Genomic DNA, 17,493 nt, shown 5'->3' with positions numbered 1-17,493 from the left:
GTCACGCCCCGCTCGCGTCACAAGACCAGTGGCCGGCGTCACTCCGCCCAGCCGGCGGCGACCTCGCAGCGCTCCCGCCAGAGCGCGGCGGCGCCGGGCCCGGCCCGCGTGGCCCGGACGGCGACGTCGCGGCCTGTGGCACGATGCATTCACACATCGACAACCGTGGAGGTGTCGTGCGCGCTCTCCGTACCGTCGCGATGGTGGCGGCCACCGCGATCATCACCGTCGCGGCCGCGGCGCCGGTGTCGGCGGCCCATCGTCCCGCCGCGCCCGGGCGGCCCGTGAGTGTCGAGCCACTCCCCGACGACCTGCGGCTCTCTGGTGCCGGCGCCGCCTGGCGGTTGCGGTACACGTCCACGTCGTGGAGCGGCCGCACCACCGTCGTCAGCGGCACCCTCGCCGTACCGCCAGGGCGGCCGCCGCGTCATGGGTGGCCGGTGGTCAGCTTCGCGCCGGGCTTCGGTGGCACCCCGGACGCCTGCGCGCCCTCTGTGGCCGGCGTGCCGCCGTTCGCGCGGCCGTTCGGTGAGGCGCTGCTCGCGGCCGGCTACGCGGTCGCGGTCACCGACTACGAGGGCATCGGCACGCCGGGGGAGAGCTCGGTCGTGCACGGCCCCGCTGAGGCGTACGCGGTCATCGACATCGTGCGCGCCGCGCGCCGCCTCGCGCCGGTGAGCCGCGCGTGGGCCGCGGTCGGGTACTCCCTCGGCGGGCACGCGGCGTTGTGGGCCGGGCACCTGGCCACCGGGTACGCGCCGGAGCTGCGGCACAACGGCACCGTGGCGATCGCGGCGACGACGCAGTGGGCGGCGCAGTTCGCCGCGCCGCCGGCCCGCGACCCGGCGGCGCCGCTCAACCCGGTCGTCCCCTTCATGGGGCGCACGCTCGCGCTGACGCACCCGGGCCAGTTCCGGGCGGGGGACTGGTTCACGCCGGCCGGGATGGAGCTGGTCGACCTGGCCGGCCGGGTCTGCGTCGCGGAGATGGCCGCGGCCATCGCGGGCGTCACCAACGGCGACGCGCTCCGCGATCCGGCGGCCGCGGCGGACGCGTTCACCGCCCTGCTCGCGCCGCACGAGGTCCCCATTGGACGGTATAGGGAGCCGGTGCGGCTCGCGCACGGCACCGCCGACGCGCTGCCGGCGGTGCTCAGCGAGATCACCGCGGGTCTGCTCGCCGCGGCGGGCACGGACGTCGAGTACGCGCCGGTGCCGGGCGCCGACCACTTCACGGTGCTCGCCTTGGTGGCGCGGGCCACGGTGGCCTGGCTCGCCGAAATGTTCGCGAGCGTGCCAGGGTGGAAGCATGAGGATGCCGCCGCGGAGCCACGCTGACCTGCTCGAACGCCCCACCTTCGCAAACCTGGCCACCGTGCGCCCGGACGGTGCGCCGCAGGTAAACGTGATGTGGTTCGCCTGGGACGGCGAGCGCATCCGGATGACCCACAAGCGCACGCGCCAGAAGTTCCGCAACATCGCCCGCGACCCGCGGGTCGCGCTGTCCATACCGGACCCGGACGACCAGTACCGGTTTCTGGAGGTGCGCGGCGTCGTGGAGAGCATCGAGGACGACGACGAGAAGGCCTCGTTCTACCAGGCGCTGCAGGAGCGGTATGGCCGGGTATACCCCATTCACGACGCTTCCGATCGCGTGATCGTCACGATTCGGCCGGAATCCTACGTAGCCGTGGTGGATGGCACGGTACAGAAATAAACGTCTGTCACTATACTGATCGTCGCGTACCCGTTACGCGGTGCATGGGTCGGTGGCAGTCAAAGGGGAGTGCCGTGGCGACGTTTCAGGTGAAGGAGGTCGCGGCCGACGAGCTCATCGTCGAGGCGACCCGCGTGGTGACCGACGGTGCCAACATCTACTTCGAAGACTACGTCGACGGCGGCTGGCGCATCTCGCTGTCCGTGCCGGCCGAAAACGTGGAGCGGCTGCGCCGCTCCAACGACGACCGGCAGTGGATCACGATCCGCGCGCAGCCTGTCACGGAGTAGCGGCATCCATAGGGGTCACTAGGGGGATGCCGCGCGCCAACACCGGGATACCTTGTGCCGCAACGGTTTCCATCAACATCACGGAGGTGATGGCCCATGTCGACCAGCACTCCTCACACCGCGCCGCCCGCTGGCGCGGAGCCCGTCCGCCGCGCCTGGGCGCGGCCGGCCGTGCAGTGCCTGGACGTCCGCCCTGAGGTCACCGCGTACGCCGGCGGTGGCACCGGTCCGTGGCAGCGGCCGGAGCGCTGACCCGCGCCGAGTTCGCCGCGGCGCTTCGCGCCCAGTCGGCGTACTACTGGGACACGCACCCCTTCCACCTGCGCCTGCACGCCGGTGACTGCCGGCCGGACGAGGTGCGGGCGTGGGTGGCGAACCGCTGGTACTACCAGCGGCACCTGTCCCAGAAGAACGCTGCCATCGTGGCAAACTGTCCGCTGCCGGAGGTCCGCCGCCGCTGGGTGGAACGGATCCTCTTCCAGGACGGGCGAAGCGAAGGCGAGGGCGGGCTGGATGACTGGCTCGTCCTCGCCGAGGCGGTGGGACTCGCGCGGGCCGAAGTGGTCGACGAGCGGCACGTGCGCCCCGGCGTGCGGTTCGCGGTCGACGGGTACGTCAATTTCTGCCGCACCAAGCCGTGGGTCGAGGGCGCCGCGGCGGCCCTGACCGAGCTGTTCTCGCCCGACCTGATGTCGGCGCGGGTGCTGGCGTGGCGGCAACACTACGACTGGATCAAGCCGGACGGGTTCGCCTACTTCGAGGCGCGGGTGCCGGTGGTGCGCGAAGACAGCGAGTACACGCTGGACCTGGTGCTGACACACGCGGCGACCCGCGAGCTCCAGGACGCGGCGGTTGCGGCGCTGCGCTTCAAGTGCGACGTGCTGTGGTCCATGCTCGACGCCATCGAGCGAGCCGGGACGCCCAGTGAGTGAGCGAGGGAGTTGGCGCGGTGGCGCCTGGACTGAGCGACGCGCCGACGAAGTCGCGCGCGGCGCGAGGGAAGGCGTCGCCTTCAGCGCCGCACGACCGAGCGAACCATCAAACACGGTGAATAAACCAGGTCTGCGGCGCGGCGTCAGGCTGGCGTACGACCCGGTGCGGCGTGCCTCGGCGCTGCTGTATCCGGAAGGCGTGCTGCTGCTCAACGAGACCGCCGCCGCCGTGGTCGAGCGGTGCACGGGCGGCACGGTCGCCGAGATGACCGCCGCGCTCGCGGCCGAGTACGAGGGGGTGTCCGAGGCGGACGTGGCGGCGCTGCTGGCCGATCTGGCCGCCCGGCGCCTGATCACGTTCGACGGCGGCACCCCGGCCGCTGCCATCAAGGCCGCCGGCGGCGGGGAAGCCCGGCACCCCGTGCCGACCGGGATGCTCGCTGAGCTGACGTACCGGTGCCCGCTGCGCTGCGCGTACTGCTCGAACCCGATCGAGCTGGAGGCCTACCGCGCCGAGCTGTCCACCGCGGACTGGCTGCGCGTGCTCGGCGAGGCCCGCGACCTGGGCGTGCTCCAGGTGCACTTCTCCGGCGGCGAGCCGCTGCTGCGCCCCGACCTCACCGAGCTGATCGCCCGAGCCAGCGGGCTCGGCATGTACACCAACCTCATCACCAGCGGCATCCCGCTGACCGCCGAGCGGATGGCGGAGCTGGCCGGTGCCGGCCTGGACCACCTGCAACTGTCCATCCAGGACTCCGATCGCACGGCGGCGGACGCGATGGCCGGCATCCGGGCGCACGACCGCAAGCGGGCGGCCGCCGAACTGATCCGCGGCTCCGGTGTGGCGTTCACCGTCAACGCGGTGCTGCACGCCGGCAACCTCGACCGCCTCGAAACCATCGCCGAGCTGGGCGTGGAGCTCGGCGCCGAGCGGCTGGAGCTGGCCAACACGCAGTACTACGGCTGGGGCTGGCGCAACCGCGCGGCGCTCATGCCGGCGCCGGCCCAGGTGGAGGCCGCTGGCCGGGTCGCCGACGAGGTGCGCGCCCGGCACCCCGACATCGAGATCGTCTACGTGGCCGCCGATTATCACGACGACCGGCCCAAGCCCTGCATGAACGGCTGGGGTAGCCGGCAGTTCGTGGTCGCGCCCAACGGCGACGTGCTGCCGTGCCTTGCCGCCGGCCAGCTGCCCGATCTCGGCATCCGCGGCGTCACGACCGAGCCGCTCGGCGCGATCTGGTACGACTCGCCGGCGTTCAACCGGTTTCGCGGCACCGACTGGATGCCCGAGCCGTGCCAGAGCTGTGCCCTGCGCGAGGTCGACTTCGGAGGGTGCCGCTGCCAGGCGTATCAGGTCACCGGCGACGCGTCGCGCACCGATCCGGCGTGCGGGCTGTCCGCGGACCATGATCTGATGCATCGCGCGGTGAGTGCGCCACAGATGCTGGCCGTGCCCCGGCGGGCGCGGTGAAGGTCCGGGTCCTCGGCACCGCGGCCGGTGGCGGCCTTCCACAGTGGAACTGTGCCTGCGCTACCTGCGCGGCGGCGCGCCGCGCCGGGGTGGGGCGAGACCAGGACTGCCTGGCGGTGAGCGGCGACGGCCGCTCGTGGTACCTGCTGAATGCCTCACCCGACCTGCGCGGGCAGCTGGCAGCGGTGCCTGAGCTGGCGCCCGGGCCGGGCCGGCGCGAGACGCCGCTGCGCGGCGTGCTGCTGTGCACCGCGGAGCTGGACCACACGATCGGCCTGCTCAGCCTGCGCGAGGCGACGAGCCTTGCGGTGTACGCCACGGAGCCGGTGCTGGCCGCGCTGTCGACGGGCTTTCCGGTGCGCCAGATCCTGGCCCCGTATACGGACGTCACCTGGCACGAGGTGGTCCCGGGCGAGCCGGTGACGCTCCAGGGCGGACTGGCGGCGGAGGCGTTCGTGGTGGGCGCGAAACCGCCCCGGTACGCGGCGGCCGGCGGCACCGGCTGGGTGGTCGCCTACCGGATCCGCGACCGTGCCGGCGGCACGCTCGTCTACGCGCCGTGCCTGCCCGATGTGGACGACGCCTTCGCTGCCGCCGTGGAGGGCGCCGGCCTCGTGCTGCTCGACGGCACGTTCCTGCACGACGACGAGATGACCCGCGCGGCGGGCGGCGGCCGCACGGCGACCGCGATGGGGCACGTACCGGTCGAAAAGTCGCTGTCACTGCTGCCTCGCGAGTCGGGCACCCGCTACGTCTACACGCACCTCAACAACACCAATCCCCTAGCGATCGACGCGGACGGGTTGGATGTCGCCGAGGACGGGCAGGCCTTCGAGCTATAGGGGGCCGGTAGGGGTACCAGGTGTCCGCCGTAATTCCTACCTTTGGGGCGCAAGTCCACGCACGGGGTTCAGGGAGGGTACGCAGTGAGCGTCGACGGCACGTGGCAGATGGTGGTCGACAGCCCGATGGGTAAGCAGCAGGTCCAGCTCGACCTGAAGACCGAGGGCGACCAGTTGACCGGCACGGTGACCAACAAGTCGAACAACATGACCACCGACGTGGTCGACGGAAAGGTCGACGGCGACAACCTGACGTGGAAGGCGAAGATGGCGAAGTTCAACGTCACGCTCACCTTCAACACGACGGTCGCCGACGACACCATGACGGGCAAGGTCAAGGCCGGCATGTTCGGCAGCTTCAACGTCAACGGCACGCGCGACTGACCTGTGCCAGATGCGGGTCAGGGCCTTGCCGCTCGCCGGCTGCGCGGTAAATGCTTACCGCGTGGCCGACACCCGCACCCTGCTGCTGGACGCCGCTGCGGAGGAGTTCGCGCGGCACGGGCTCCCGGGGGCCCGCGTCCAGGCGATCGTCCAGCGCGCCGGCGTCAACGAACGCATGATCTACCACCACTTCGGCAGCAAGGAGGCGCTGTACGCGGCGGTCCTCCAGGCCCACCTCGCCGACCTCGCGGCCGCGTGGCGGCCGGCCATCGCGCGCGCGTCCAGCATGCCGCCGTACGAGGGGATGCGGCTCGCGCTGGCCGCGATGGTGACCGAGCTGTGGCGCCGGCCGCTGACCGTGGGCCTGTGGCTGCACGAGGCGATGGCGGGCTGGGGCGCCCTGCCGGTGCCGGCCGCCGAGGCCCTGCCCGCCCCGCTGCGCGAGCTGTACGAGCGGGGGCAGCGGGAGGGCCGCTTCCGCGGCGACTGCTCCTTCGAGATCGCGTACGTCACCGCGCTGGGCGCCGTGATGTCGCTGGTCATCGGCGCGCCCCGGCTGGCGGGCGTGCTCACGGACCGGCTCGACGACGGTGACGGGGCGGCGCTGCGTGACCAGGTGGTGAGCCAGCTCCTGGACGGGATGACCGGTCCCGTCGCACCCCAGTAGAAGGGTCGACCCCCATGACGCCAGCAGCCGATGGCGCCCGCAGTACATATTTACCGCAAGACGATCGGCTCACGCCCGACCTGCTCAAGCTCGCCGCCCTGATCATGCTGGGCACGCTCGCGGTCCAGCTCGACGTGACGATGGTGAACGTCGCGATCCACGCGTTCCAGGAGTCGTTCGGCGCCAGCGTCTCGACGATCCAATGGGTCAGCGCGGGATACGCGCTCGCGCTGTCGATGATGATCCCGCTGACCGGCTGGGTGCTCGACCGGTTCGGCGCCAAGCGGATGTGGCTGCTGTCGATCGCGCTCTTCCTGGCCGGCTCGGTGCTGTGCGGCGCGGCCTGGTCGGTGGAGAGCCTGATCGCGTTCCGGGTGGTCCAGGGCCTCGGCGGCGGCCTGCTGCTGCCGATCGGGCAGGCCATCCTCATGCGGGAGGCCGGCGAGCGCCGCCGCGGGCGGCTGATGGCGGCGATCGGCGTGCCGGCCCTGCTCGGCCCGGTGGCCGGTCCCGTCGTGGGCGGGCTGATCGTCAACGATCTCGGCTGGCGCTGGATCTTCTTCGTCAACGTGCCGGTCTGCGTGCTCGCCTTCGCGCTATCGGTGTGGATCATGCCGGATCCCCGGCCGGCTGGCGGGGACCGGCTCGACCTGCTGGGGCTCGCGCTGATCTCGCCCGGCCTCGCCGCGACCGTGTACGGGCTGTCCCGCGCCGGCGACGCCGGCGGCTTCGGGTCGCCATGGGTGCTGCTGCCACTGGCCGGCGGGGTGGCGTTGCTGGTGGCGTTCGGCGCGCACGCGCTGCGCGTGCGGGCGCCACTGATCGACGTGCGGCTGTTCCGGTCGCGCGCCTTCGCCGCGTCGTCCGCCGTGGTCTTCCTGATCGGCATCGCCTCGCTCGGGTCGATGCTCCTGCTGCCGCTGTACTTCCAGCAGGTGCGCGGCGAGGATCCCCTGCACGCTGGGCTGCTGGTCGCGCCGCAAGGGGTGGGTCTAGGGGTGGCGCTGGTGGTGGCCGGAATGCTCGCCGACCGGCACAGCCCGCGGCCGATCGTGCTGGTCGGGGTGCTGCTCACGGTGCTCGGCACGCTGGCGTACGCGACGGTCGGGCCGGACACCAGCGTGCTGCTGCTGGCGGGGGCGCTCGTACTCAGCGGCGCCGGGCTGGGCGCCGCGCTGATCCCGGTGATGGCGGCGGCGTTGCGAGGCCTTCGCGACGAGGCGATCCCGCGCGCCACCAGCGCGGTGCGGATATTCCAGCAGCTCGGCGGCTCGTTCGGGGCCGCGGTGCTCGCCGTCGTGCTCCAGCGCCAACTCGTCGAGCGGGTCGCGGCCGCGCCGGGCGGCCAGCCCTCCACGGCCGCGCTGTCCGGCGCCTTCGGCCACGCGTTCTGGTGGGCCCTGGGGTTCGCCGCACTGGCCGCGCTGCCTGCGCTTTTTCTCCCGGGTACGCCGCCGCCGGTCGACCAGTCGCATTGATACACGACGTTGAAGTGTCAATTGTAGAACACGCGACTCGCACGCCGCCGACGTATTAGCCGGCGTCGTGTGATGCGTATTACCCACTATTTTTAAAGCGCATGTTCGCGCAGGTCAGGAGTCTTCTAGGCATCGGCCTCCTCGGTAATTCGGGAAGTGGTGAATAGGGGTTGTACCCCGCATTCGCCGTCGTTAGATTTCGACGCGACGGAATCGGTGTGCCGTCGCTGTCCTGGCATGGGGGGAGAAAAGTGAGGTTCGAGATTCTGGGACCACTGCGGGTGGTCGACGCCACGGGGGAGTCCTCGTCGGTCAGCGCCCGCAAGATAGAGGTGCTTCTGGCGGTGCTGCTCGTCCGCTCCGGACAGGTGGTGCCGACCGAGCAGCTGATCGCGGAGATCTGGGGAGAGAGCGCGCCGCGCCGGGCAATCGCCGGCCTGCACGTCTACATCTCCAACCTGCGCAAGTTTCTCAACCGGCCCGGCCAACACTGCCGGATCGTGACCCGCCCGCCCGGCTACCTGCTCGACATGGGCGGCGACGAGCTCGACCTGCACGCCTTCCAGCGGATGGTCTTCCAGGGCCGGTCGCACGCCCGCGGGCACCGGCACGAGGAGGCCGTGGAGGCGTTCGAGTCGGCGCTCGACCTGTGGCGCGGCACGGTGCTCGGCGACCTGCGCGACGGGCTGATCATCAGCGGGTTCGCGCGCTGGCTGGAGGAGGCCCGGCTGGAGTGCATCGAGCTGTTCGTCGAGTCGAAGCTGGCGCTCGACCGGCACCGCGAGATGGTGGGGTACCTGTACTCGCTGATCACCGAGTATCCGCTGCGGGAGGCGTTCTACCGGCAGCTGATGCTCGCGCTGTACCGATCGGACCGGCAGGCCGACGCCCTGCACGTGTACCAGGTGGCGTGGGAGCGGCTCAACGACGAGGTGGGGCTGCAACCATGCCGGGCGCTGCGTGACCTGCAGCGGGCGATCCTGATGACCGACGACCGGCTGGACGCCCGCGCGGCGGTGTGAGCCGGCCGCAGGGCAGCCGGAAGCCCGGGACGCCGCGCCACGGGGGCAGTGCGGGTGCGGCGTCCCGGGCTTTGTGGGTCCGGCTGTGCCGAACAGGGCCACGGCCAGCTACCTGTTGGCGAGCTGGTCCTGGCCCTCCGACGGGGCGGGAGCCGTCTCGCCGGCGGGCTGGGGGGCAGCCAGGTTCCGGCGCAGCTTCTCACCCTCGACGTCCACATTGGGCAGGATCTTGTCGAGCCACTTGGGCAGCCACCACGCGGCCCGGCCCATCAGCGCCATCGCGGCCGGCACGATCGTGGTACGCACCACGAACGCGTCGAACACGACCGACACCGCGAGCGCGAACCCGACCTGACGCACCAGCGACTCCGGCGCCATCATGAAGCCGAAGAAGACGCTGATCATGATGACGGCCGCGGCGGTGACCACCTGGGCGCCGCGGCTGTATCCGGTGACCACCGCGTCGACCGGGGTGGCGCCGTGCACGTACTCCTCGCGCATCCGGCTAACCAGGAAGATCTGGTAGTCCATCGCGAGGCCGAACACCACGCCGATCAGGAAGATCGGCAGCAGGCTGATGATCGGACCGGTCTCGTCGACGCCGAACACGCCGCCCAGCCAGCCCCACTGGAACACCGCGACCACCGCGCCGAACGTCGCCGCCGCCACCGACAGCAGGAAGCCGATCGTCGCGGTGAGCGGGATCAGGATCGACCGGAACACCAGCATCAACAGGATGAACGCGAGCCCGACGATGACCGCCAGATACGGCACCAGGGCGTCCTGGATGCGGTGCGACACGTCGATGTCGACCGCGGTCTGCCCGGTCACCGTCACCGCCGCGCCGGTCGCCTCGCGCAGCCCGGCCGCCTCGTCACGGATCGCCCCGACCAGCTTCTCGGTCGACGGGGCGTTCGGCCCCTCGCCGGGTACGACGCTCAGCAGCGCGGTGTCGCCGGCCGCGTTGAACACCGGCGGGTTCACCGCGACCACGTCCGGCAGCCCGCGTACCGTGTCCGCCACCCGCTGCGCCGCGCCCTGCCGGTCGGCGGCGCCGGCCGCGTCGACGACGACCGTGAGCGGCCCGTTGAAGCCCGGCCCGAAGCCCTCGCTGATGATGTCGTAGGAGGCACGCTGCGTGGTGCCGGTGGCGGCCGTGCTGTCGTCGGGCAGGCCCAGCCGAAGGTCGTGGGACGGGATCGCGACCACGCCGAGCCCAACGACCGCGAGCAGCAGGATCGGCACCGGCCGGCGGGTCACCCACCGCGCCCAGCGCTGGCCCGTCGGGTGCTGCTCACCCTGCGCGGCGAGCTCGGCCGCCGGTAGCTTGCGCTGCTTGCGCCGGAACACCTTGCGCCCCGCGAAGCCCAGCATCGCCGGCAGGAGCGTCAGCGCGATCACGACGGCGACGGCGACGGTGCCCGCGGCGGCGAGCCCGATCTGGGTCAGGATCGGAATGCCCACGACCGACATGCCGGCCAGCGCCACCACGACGGTGAGCCCGGCGAAGACCACGGCCGACCCGGCGGTGCCGACCGCGCGGCCGGCCGCCTCCTCACCGTCGCCTTCGAGAGCCGCGTACTCGTGCCGGTACCGGAACACGATGAACAGGGCGTAGTCGATGGCGACCGCGAGGCCCAGCATCAGCGCGAGCGTCGGCGTGCTGGAGCTGATGTCGACGAAGCCGCTGACGATCGTGACTCCGCAGATGCCGATGCCGATGCCGACGATCGCGGTCAGCAGCGGCAGCCCGGCCGCGATCAGCGAACCGAACGTCACGATCAGCACGATCGCCGCCACCAGGATGCCGATCACCTCGGCGGCGCCCTGCTCGCCCTGCTGCGCCACCGCGTTGCCGCCGTACTCGACGGTGAGGCCGGCGTCCCGGCCCGGCTCGGCGGTGGCGAGCAGGGCATCCTTGTCGTCCGCGGTCAGGTCCAGCGCGGCAACGCCGTACGTGACCTGGGCGAACGCCACCCGGCTGTCCGGCGAGACGGTGCCCGCCTCGAACGGATCGGCGACGCTCGCAACCTCGGGAGCCGACCGCAGCCCGGCCACCACGGACTCGACAGCGGTGCGGTTCGCCGGGTCGGTGAGCTGCTCGCCCTCCGGCGCGGCGAACACCACCCGAGCCGTCGCGCCGTTCGCGGACGCCTCGGGGAACCGCTGCTCCAGCATGTCGATCGCCTTCTGCGCCTCCGTGCCGGGGATGCTGAAGGCGTCCGCCGGCGGGCCGGCCAGGGTGGCGGCGCCGGCCGCGAAGCCGACGAACAGCACCATCCACAGCACGGCGACGAGACGCCGCCGGCGGAACGAGAACCGGCCGAGCCGGTAGAGGTACGTGGCCACGATCTGCTCCAGTCGAGGTCGACACAGGGGTGCCTTGGGCACAATCCTTTCGACCGGGACGGTGCGGACGCGTCTGCCCGACGCAGACAATCCGCCGTACGGCAGGCGTGGTAGCGGCGTACGGCGGCGGCAGTACGGGGTCTAGGGGGTCGGGTCGCCGATGCGGACCAGGCCGGTCTGGTACGCGATCACGACGAGCTGCGCGCGGTCGCGCACGCCGAGCTTGAGCATCGCCCGGTTGACGTGCGTCTTCGCGGTCAGCGGCGACACGTACAGGCGCTCGGCGATGTCGTCGTTGGACAGTCCGGCCGCGACCAGGGCGACCACCTCGCGTTCCCGGTCGGTGAGCACCTGGAGCTTCTCCGGCGACGCCTGTGGGCCGTACTCCGGTTGGGCCAGGAAGCGCGCGATCAGCCCCTTGGTGGCCTTCGGCGACAGCAGCGCCTCGCCGCGCGCCACCACGCGGATGGCGTCGAGCAGGTCGCCCGGCTCGACACCCTTGCTGATGAAGCCGCTCGCGCCCGCCCGCAGCGCCTGGAAGACGTACTCGTCGATCTCGAACGTGGTCAGGATGAGCACGCGGACCGCGGACAGCGCGGGGTCGGCGGTGATCTCCCGCGTGGCGGCGAGGCCGTCCATGTCGGGCATGCGGATGTCCATCAGCACCACGTCCGGCGCGCTGCCGCGGACCAGGTCGACCACTTCGCGGCCGGTGCTCGCCTCGCCCACCACCGTGAGGTCGTCGGCCGAGTCCACCAGCACCCGGAAGCCGGCGCGGATGAGTGCCTGGTCGTCAGCCAGCACGATCCGGATCGTCATCGGTCTCCCTCGACAGCCGCAGGACGGCCCGTACGCGGAACCCACCGTCGGGCTCCGGGCCGGCGCTGAGCTGGCCACCGACCGAGGCGACCCGCTCCTGCATGCCCAGGATGCCCAGCCCCGTGCGGCCCTCGCCGGTCGTGGTTGGCGCGGACGCCGGTGTCCCGTTGCGCACGTTGTGGACCTCGATGGACAGCTCTGCCGGATTGTAGGCGATGCTGACCTGCGCGCCCGCGCCGTTGCCGTGCCGGTGCACGTTCGTGAGCGACTCCTGCACCACCCGGTACGCGGCCAGGTCGACCGCGGCCGGCAGCGGCCGCGGCTTCCCGGCCAGCGACCGCTGCACCGTCAGGCCGGTCGCGGTGAACGAGTCGATCAGGCTGTCGAGGCGCGACAGCGACGGCGCCGGCTCGGTGGGCGCGGCCGGGTCGCCGGGCTGGCGCAGCACGCCGAGCAGCACGCCCAGCTCGTCGAGCACGGTGCGGCTGGCCTGCCGGATGTGCGCCAGCGCCCGCTGCGCCGACTCGGGTTGCTCGCGCAGCATGTGCGAGGCCACCCCGGCCTGCACGTTGATGACCGCGATGTGGTGTGCCACGACGTCGTGCAGGTCGCGGGCCACCCGCAGGCGCTCCTCGGCGACCCGGCGGCGGGCTTCTTCCTCGCGGGTGCGCTCGGCGCGCAGCGCCCGGTCCTTGACCGCGCTGACGTTTTCGCGCCAGGCGCGCACCGCGTATCCGATCGCGCCGCCCAGCGCCGTCCAGGCCAGCAGGCCGGTGTAGTGCGGGGTCGGCCAGTCGCCGTCGAGCGCGGCCGCGCCTGCGGTCAGCAGCAGCGCGGCGGCCGGCACCGCGACCAGCGCGGCCTTGCGGCCCGCGTGCGCGCCCACCGTGTACGCCGCCACGGGCACCGCGATCCAGAACGGGCTGAGCTTGCCGGCCGCCGCGACGTAGCCCAGCGATCCCGCGACGGTGGCGGCTAGCACGGGCACCGGCCAGCGGCGGCGCACGGCGAGGGCCAGGCAGGTCAACGCGGCGAGCGTGACGCCGGTCGTGGACAGGTCGCCGTAGGCGTCCTCGGCCAGGACGAACGGCTGCGCCAGCGACGCGGCGAACAGCACGGCCGGCGCGGCGGCGTCGGCGGCGTACCGCCGGACGAGAGCCAACATGCCGCCTACGGTAGGCCCGCCGGGCCCGCCGGACGTCCTCCACCGGCGGTAGTTCCCCACTACTGCTCGCGCTGTACTAGATGTCACGTGCGCGCAGCGTCCACAGGGCGGCCGCCAGGGTGGCGGCCACCGCCGCGACCAGGAGGGCGAAGCCGGCCCAGGGGGAAAGGGCGCCCGCGTCCGGTGCCACGTGGGTGATGCGTTCGCCGGCCACGATCGGCCAGTACTTGTCGAACGCGTCGTAGGCGGCCTCGGGCAGCATCTGCGCGAGCACGCGCACCAGCAAGATCACGGTGACCAGGCACCCGATCGCGCCCGCCGTGGAGCGGCAGAGGGTGCCCAGCGCCAGCCCCAGCAGACCGATCGCCGTCAGGTACAGCCCGCAGCCGACCAGCGCCCGCAGGACGCCGGGATCGCCGAGGCTCGCGTGTGGCACGCCGCCCGCCGCGAGCATCGCCTGCCCCGGCAGGAAGGCGCCGAAGGCGACCAGGAGCCCGGTGCCGAACGCCACCGGCGCGAACACGGCGGCCTTCGCGGCCAGCAGCCGGCCCCGACGCGGCACCGCCAGCGCGCTCGGCCCGATCATTCCGGTCGCGTACTCGGAGGTGATCGCGAGCACGCCCAGTACCGAGATCACCAGTTGCGCGGTGAGCAGGCCGTTGAGGCTGGCCTCGGTCGGGTCGAAGGCGGCCTGGTCGGCCGGCTCGGACGAACCGTAGAAGCCGACGTGCGCCTGGCTGGACATCAGCCCCACGCCCACGCCGACGGCCAGCGTGCCCAGCACCGCGTACCAGGTGGAGCGCAGGCTGTGCAGCTTCGTCCACTCGGAGCTCAGCACGTCGCTCATGCCGCCGCCCCGTACTCGACGGTGTCGCGGGTCAGGTCCATGAACGCGTCCTCCAGGGAGCTGCGGTGGGGAGTCAGCTCGGAGAGCACCACGTGCTCGGCCAGCGCCAGCTTGCCGATCTCGGTGCCGCTCAGACCGGTCACGATCAGCGCGTCGCCGTCCTCCGTGGCGACGGCGGCGCCCGCGGCGTGCAGGACGGCTGTCAGCTCGTCGGGGCGGTCGGCCCGCACCAGTATCGACTCGGCGCAGTGCCGGGCCACGAAATCGTCCACTGTGGTGTCGGCGATGAGCCGGCCGCGCCCGATCACGACGAGGCGCTCGGCGACCAGCGCCATCTCGCTCATCAGGTGGCTGGAGACCAGTACCGTGCGCCCCTCGCCGGCCATGCCGCGCATGAGCCCCCGGATCCACCGGATGCCTTCGGGGTCGAGCCCGTTCAACGGCTCGTCGAAGATGAGCACCGGCGGGTCGCCCAGCAGCGCCACCGCGATGCCGAGGCGCTGTGACATGCCGAGCGAGAACGTGCCCACCCGAGACCTCGCCACCGAGGTGAGGCCGACCAGGTCGAGCACCTCGGCCACCCGCTCGCGGCCCAGTCCCGCCGCCTGCGCCAGGCATAGCAGGTGGTGGTGCGCGGTGCGGGCGCCGTGCGCGGCCCGGGCGTCCAGCAGCGCGCCGACCGTCCGCGTCGGGCGGACGATGTCGGCGTACCGGCGGCCGCCGATAGTCGCCGAGCCCGACGTGGGCGCGGCGAGGCCGAGCAGGACGCGCATCGTGGTGGTCTTGCCGGCACCGTTCGGCCCGAGAAAGCCGGTCACCACGCCCGGCTGGACGGTGAAGCTGAGCCCGTCGACCGCCGCCTTCGTCCCGAAGCGCTTGGTCAGGCCGTCTACCTCGATCACGTCTTCCATCCTGGCGAGCGCGGCACGCCTGTGCGTACGACGTACGTGGTGTCTTGCCGGTACCGCACCGGCGGTATCCCGCCGGTGCGGTGGCCACCGGTCTCAGGCGGGTGCGCCCGCCCGCGCGGGCGCGCCGAACCAGGCGCGCAGCGCGTTGCCCAGGCCCGCCTGCTCGGCACGCTCCACGCGGTCGCCGGCCGCCCACGCCACCCGGCCGTCCGGTCGTAGCAGCAGCGCGCACGCACCGATGCGCGGCTCCGGCTCGGCGCGCACCACGTCGACCCGGCCGGCCCAGCCGTCGAGCCGTTCGTCGAGACCGTTCCGGCCGGTGAAGTCCAGCAGCACGCCCCGGCCGGTCCGGAGCACCTGGGCGGTGCTGCTCGGCCCGTCCGCGGTGTTCAGCGGCACCGCCGGCAGCCGGCGGCCCAGCAGTGCGTGCGCGTCGTCGCCGCTCGGCTGCCCGGCCATCCGGTACCGCACGTCGAGGCCGCCGGCCATCCGCACCAGGTAGTCGTTGACGTCCGGGAAGCGCAGCAACTCGCTGAACACGTCGCGCAGTGGCGCAACCCGCGACATCGGGTGCATCAGGGCCACCTGCGCGCGGGTGGTGAGGCAGGCGCGCTCGCCCACCGGGTGCCGCTCGGCGTGGTACGTGTCGAGCAGATCCGGCGCCGCCCACCCGCCGACCGCGGCGGCCAGCTTCCAGCCCAGGTTCACGGCGTCCTCGATGCCGGTGCTCATGGCCTGGCCGCCGAGCGGGAAGTGCACGTGCGCGGCGTCGCCCGCCACGAACACCCGACCCTCCCGGTACCGGTCGGCCTGCCGGGTGGCGTTGTGCCACCGTGCCAGCCAGATCGGGGCGCCGGGCACCGGGTCGGCGCCGGTGAGACGGCGTACGCTCTCGCGCAGCTCGTCCACCGTCACCGGGGCGTCCGGGTCCGGCGGCGCGGCGTCGAACTCGCCCGTCGCGATGCGCACCCCGCCAGGGCCGAAGGGCGACACCGTGTACACGCCGGCCGGGCACTGGTGGGCTCCAATGTGGCCGATCACCTCGTCGGTCAGCTCGGTCGCCAGGTCGCCGACGATGCCGTAGAACGGCTCGTCGGTGCCGGGGAACTCGATGCCCGCGAGCTGCCGCACCGCGCTGCGGGCGCCGTCGCAGCCGACCAGGTAGGCGCAGCGCAGGTCGCGCTCGGTGCCGCCGGAGCGGACCCGCACCGTGACGCCGTCGGCGTCCTGTGCCAGGCCGACCACCTCGTGGCCGCGCAGCACGCGGGCGCCCAGCGCGCCGGCCCGCTCCTCAAGCCACCTTTCGAGATGCGCCTGCGGCAGCACGTGGGTGTACTCGTGCGGCTCGGACAGCTCGGTCGGCTCCAGGAACAGGTGCGCGAAGTGTGCCTGCGGCCACTCCAGGCTCTCGTCGCGCAGCGGGTCCATGAGGCCGCGCTGGTCGAGCAGCTCGACCACCGTCGAGTTGATCGCCATGCCGGGCGCCTGTCCACTGTGCTCGGGCAGCCGCTCCAGTACCACCGGCCGGGCGCCGGCGAGTGCCAGCTCGCAGGCGAGCATCAGGCCGGTGGGGCCGGCGCCCACGACGACGACGGTCTCGGCGTTCGCCGCGCCTTCCGTACCCGCCGTCATGCCGCGCTCCGCTCGATGCCCGCGTCGTCCGCCGCCGTGAAGGCCTCGGCGAGGTCGTCGACGGTCTCCAGGTACACCACCGGGAACGGCAGCTTCAGCACGCCCGCCGGCGGCACGCCGGAACCGAGCGCGAACGCGAGCTTCGTGCCGTTGCGCCACATCTCCTCGTACAGGTAGGCGAGGCTGACCGGCTCGGCCGGGTTGCGGCTGAACATCTGCCGCACCGCCTCGCCCGTCGTGATGGTCTCGGGCGCGAGGCTGTTGACGACCGGGATCCGCGGATCGGCGAACGTGGCCGCCGCGACGTGCGGCTCCAGGAAGTCGCTCGCGTGCTTCCACAGCGGCGAGTGCGCCGCGAACGGGCGGTTGGGCAGCGGCGTCACCACGCACCCGGTCGGCACGTCGGCCGCGGCCTTGGCGATCGCATCCTGGTAGCCGGCGATGACCGTGATCCGGGACTCGCCATCGTTCGTCGGTCCGAAGTGGATGGCCGGGTACACGCCGTCGATGCCCGCCAGGTAGGCCGCCGGGTCGGCGTCGACCGGCATCGACATCAGCGCCAGTCCCTCCTCCGGGTCGCCGGGGCCCGGGTACCGGATGTCACGCTTGGTCGACAGGATGCCGAACAGCTCCCGCCGGCGAAGCGAGCCCGACATCACGGCGGCTGTCAGCGCCCCGAGGCTGAGCCCGCCCACCATCGCCGGGCGGATGCCGTGCTCGGCGAGCACGTCGTGGAGCGCCAGCTGGAGCGCGCCCTGCCGGATCTCGCCGAGGCACCAGCGCAGCGCCAGCTCGTCGGGCAGCTCCTCCCGGGTGATCTGCTCGACGGTGAAGCCGGTCGCGTCGGTCACCTCCTCGTAGAGGGCACGCACCGTCGGATACTGCTCGTACAGGTCCAGCCCCGTGCTTGGACCGTCGATGAAGCCGCCGCCGAGAATGTAGGCCAGCGCCATCATGAACCCCTT

General features: G+C 72.6%; 18 protein-coding genes. 11 read left to right on the top strand and 7 right to left on the bottom strand.

Annotated elements, in window-relative coordinates:
• The first annotated feature begins 176 nt into the window (after nucleotides 1-176).
• The 11 genes from V6V89_RS25170 (at nucleotide 177) to V6V89_RS25120 (ending at nucleotide 8,805) form a co-directional block, all read left to right on the top strand.
• Nucleotides 177-1,337, top strand: coding sequence for an alpha/beta hydrolase (locus V6V89_RS25170; RefSeq protein WP_334621795.1), 1,161 nt, complete (start codon nucleotides 177-179; stop codon nucleotides 1,335-1,337).
• A complete protein-coding gene (locus tag V6V89_RS25165) occupies nucleotides 1,309-1,716 on the top strand; it encodes a PPOX class F420-dependent oxidoreductase (protein WP_334621794.1) in 408 nt (135 codons plus the stop codon). Before V6V89_RS25170 ends, V6V89_RS25165 begins: the two co-directional genes overlap by 29 nt.
• 74 nt (nucleotides 1,717-1,790) lie before the next feature.
• Nucleotides 1,791-2,006 (top strand): hypothetical protein, encoded by a 216-nt coding sequence (locus V6V89_RS25160; RefSeq protein ID WP_334621793.1) that lies wholly within the window; start codon nucleotides 1,791-1,793, stop codon nucleotides 2,004-2,006.
• Between the two features lie 96 nt (nucleotides 2,007-2,102).
• Entirely contained in the window at nucleotides 2,103-2,258 is a 156-nt protein-coding gene (locus tag V6V89_RS25155) for a hypothetical protein (protein WP_334621792.1), read from the top strand.
• Nucleotides 2,237-2,938 carry a pyrroloquinoline-quinone synthase PqqC gene (gene pqqC / locus V6V89_RS25150; RefSeq protein ID WP_334621791.1) on the top strand — a complete coding sequence of 234 codons (702 nt, stop codon included), beginning with the start codon at nucleotides 2,237-2,239 and terminating at the stop codon, nucleotides 2,936-2,938. The genes V6V89_RS25155 and pqqC overlap by 22 nt, the downstream gene beginning before the upstream one ends.
• Nucleotides 2,939-3,053: 115 nt before the next feature.
• Entirely contained in the window at nucleotides 3,054-4,412 is a 1,359-nt protein-coding gene (gene pqqE / locus V6V89_RS25145; protein WP_334621790.1) for a pyrroloquinoline quinone biosynthesis protein PqqE, read from the top strand.
• Nucleotides 4,409-5,254 (top strand): pyrroloquinoline quinone biosynthesis protein PqqB, encoded by an 846-nt coding sequence (pqqB, locus tag V6V89_RS25140; RefSeq protein ID WP_334621789.1) that lies wholly within the window; start codon nucleotides 4,409-4,411, stop codon nucleotides 5,252-5,254. The genes pqqE and pqqB overlap by 4 nt, the downstream gene beginning before the upstream one ends.
• An 84-nt stretch (nucleotides 5,255-5,338) precedes the next feature.
• On the top strand, nucleotides 5,339-5,638 hold the full coding sequence (locus V6V89_RS25135; RefSeq protein WP_334621788.1) for a hypothetical protein: 300 nt from the start codon (nucleotides 5,339-5,341) through the stop codon (nucleotides 5,636-5,638).
• A gap of 61 nt (nucleotides 5,639-5,699) precedes the next feature.
• A complete protein-coding gene (locus V6V89_RS25130; RefSeq protein WP_334621787.1) occupies nucleotides 5,700-6,305 on the top strand; it encodes a TetR/AcrR family transcriptional regulator in 606 nt (201 codons plus the stop codon).
• 14 nt (nucleotides 6,306-6,319) lie between these two features.
• On the top strand, nucleotides 6,320-7,783 hold the full coding sequence (locus tag V6V89_RS25125) for a DHA2 family efflux MFS transporter permease subunit (protein ID WP_334621786.1): 1,464 nt from the start codon (nucleotides 6,320-6,322) through the stop codon (nucleotides 7,781-7,783).
• 251 nt (nucleotides 7,784-8,034) lie between these two features.
• Nucleotides 8,035-8,805 (top strand): AfsR/SARP family transcriptional regulator, encoded by a 771-nt coding sequence (locus V6V89_RS25120; RefSeq protein WP_334621785.1) that lies wholly within the window; start codon nucleotides 8,035-8,037, stop codon nucleotides 8,803-8,805.
• 108 nt (nucleotides 8,806-8,913) lie between these two features.
• Here V6V89_RS25120 and V6V89_RS25115 read toward each other — a convergent pair whose 3' ends face one another.
• The 7 genes from V6V89_RS25115 to V6V89_RS25085 all read right to left on the bottom strand — a co-directional run bounded on the left by V6V89_RS25115 (nucleotide 8,914) and on the right by V6V89_RS25085 (nucleotide 17,481).
• Nucleotides 8,914-11,154: an MMPL family transporter gene (locus V6V89_RS25115; RefSeq protein WP_334621784.1), complete on the bottom strand. Its 2,241-nt coding sequence runs from the start codon at nucleotides 11,152-11,154 to the stop codon at nucleotides 8,914-8,916.
• A 141-nt stretch (nucleotides 11,155-11,295) separates the two neighbouring features.
• On the bottom strand, nucleotides 11,296-11,973 hold the full coding sequence (locus V6V89_RS25110) for a response regulator transcription factor (protein WP_334621782.1): 678 nt from the start codon (nucleotides 11,971-11,973) through the stop codon (nucleotides 11,296-11,298).
• On the bottom strand, nucleotides 11,948-13,138 hold the full coding sequence (locus tag V6V89_RS25105) for a sensor histidine kinase (protein ID WP_334621781.1): 1,191 nt from the start codon (nucleotides 13,136-13,138) through the stop codon (nucleotides 11,948-11,950). Before V6V89_RS25105 ends, V6V89_RS25110 begins: the two co-directional genes overlap by 26 nt.
• A gap of 76 nt (nucleotides 13,139-13,214) precedes the next feature.
• A complete protein-coding gene (locus tag V6V89_RS25100; protein WP_334621780.1) occupies nucleotides 13,215-13,985 on the bottom strand; it encodes an ABC transporter permease in 771 nt (256 codons plus the stop codon).
• Nucleotides 13,982-14,887: an ABC transporter ATP-binding protein gene (locus V6V89_RS25095; protein WP_334621779.1), complete on the bottom strand. Its 906-nt coding sequence runs from the start codon at nucleotides 14,885-14,887 to the stop codon at nucleotides 13,982-13,984. Before V6V89_RS25095 ends, V6V89_RS25100 begins: the two co-directional genes overlap by 4 nt.
• Nucleotides 14,888-14,989: 102 nt before the next feature.
• Entirely contained in the window at nucleotides 14,990-16,528 is a 1,539-nt protein-coding gene (locus V6V89_RS25090; protein WP_334621778.1) for an FAD-dependent oxidoreductase, read from the bottom strand.
• Nucleotides 16,525-17,481 carry an ACP S-malonyltransferase gene (locus V6V89_RS25085; protein ID WP_334621776.1) on the bottom strand — a complete coding sequence of 319 codons (957 nt, stop codon included), beginning with the start codon at nucleotides 17,479-17,481 and terminating at the stop codon, nucleotides 16,525-16,527. The genes V6V89_RS25090 and V6V89_RS25085 overlap by 4 nt, the downstream gene beginning before the upstream one ends.
• Nucleotides 17,482-17,493: the final 12 nt, after the last annotated feature.

It is taken from the genome of Micromonospora sp. CPCC 206061, from assembly GCF_036906915.1.
In the GTDB taxonomy this organism is placed as follows: domain Bacteria; phylum Actinomycetota; class Actinomycetes; order Mycobacteriales; family Micromonosporaceae; genus Phytohabitans.
Note: the sequence above shows the minus strand (reverse complement) of the source record. Positions and strands in the feature narration are given on the sequence as shown.

Bases quoted from the DNA above. Each gene is read 5' to 3' on its own strand.
- V6V89_RS25165 (WP_334621794.1), top strand. From the start codon at position 1,309: ATGAGGATGCCGCCGCGGAGCCACGCTGACCTGCTCGAACGCCCCACC.
- V6V89_RS25155 (WP_334621792.1), top strand. From the start codon at position 2,103: ATGTCGACCAGCACTCCTCACACCGCGCCGCCCGCTGGCGCGGAGCCC.
- V6V89_RS25125 (WP_334621786.1), top strand. From the start codon at position 6,320: ATGACGCCAGCAGCCGATGGCGCCCGCAGTACATATTTACCGCAAGAC.
- V6V89_RS25110 (WP_334621782.1), bottom strand. From the start codon at position 11,973: ATGACGATCCGGATCGTGCTGGCTGACGACCAGGCACTCATCCGCGCC.
- V6V89_RS25105 (WP_334621781.1), bottom strand. From the start codon at position 13,138: ATGTTGGCTCTCGTCCGGCGGTACGCCGCCGACGCCGCCGCGCCGGCC.
- V6V89_RS25100 (WP_334621780.1), bottom strand. From the start codon at position 13,985: ATGAGCGACGTGCTGAGCTCCGAGTGGACGAAGCTGCACAGCCTGCGC.
- V6V89_RS25090 (WP_334621778.1), bottom strand. From the start codon at position 16,528: ATGACGGCGGGTACGGAAGGCGCGGCGAACGCCGAGACCGTCGTCGTC.
- V6V89_RS25085 (WP_334621776.1), bottom strand. From the start codon at position 17,481: ATGGCGCTGGCCTACATTCTCGGCGGCGGCTTCATCGACGGTCCAAGC.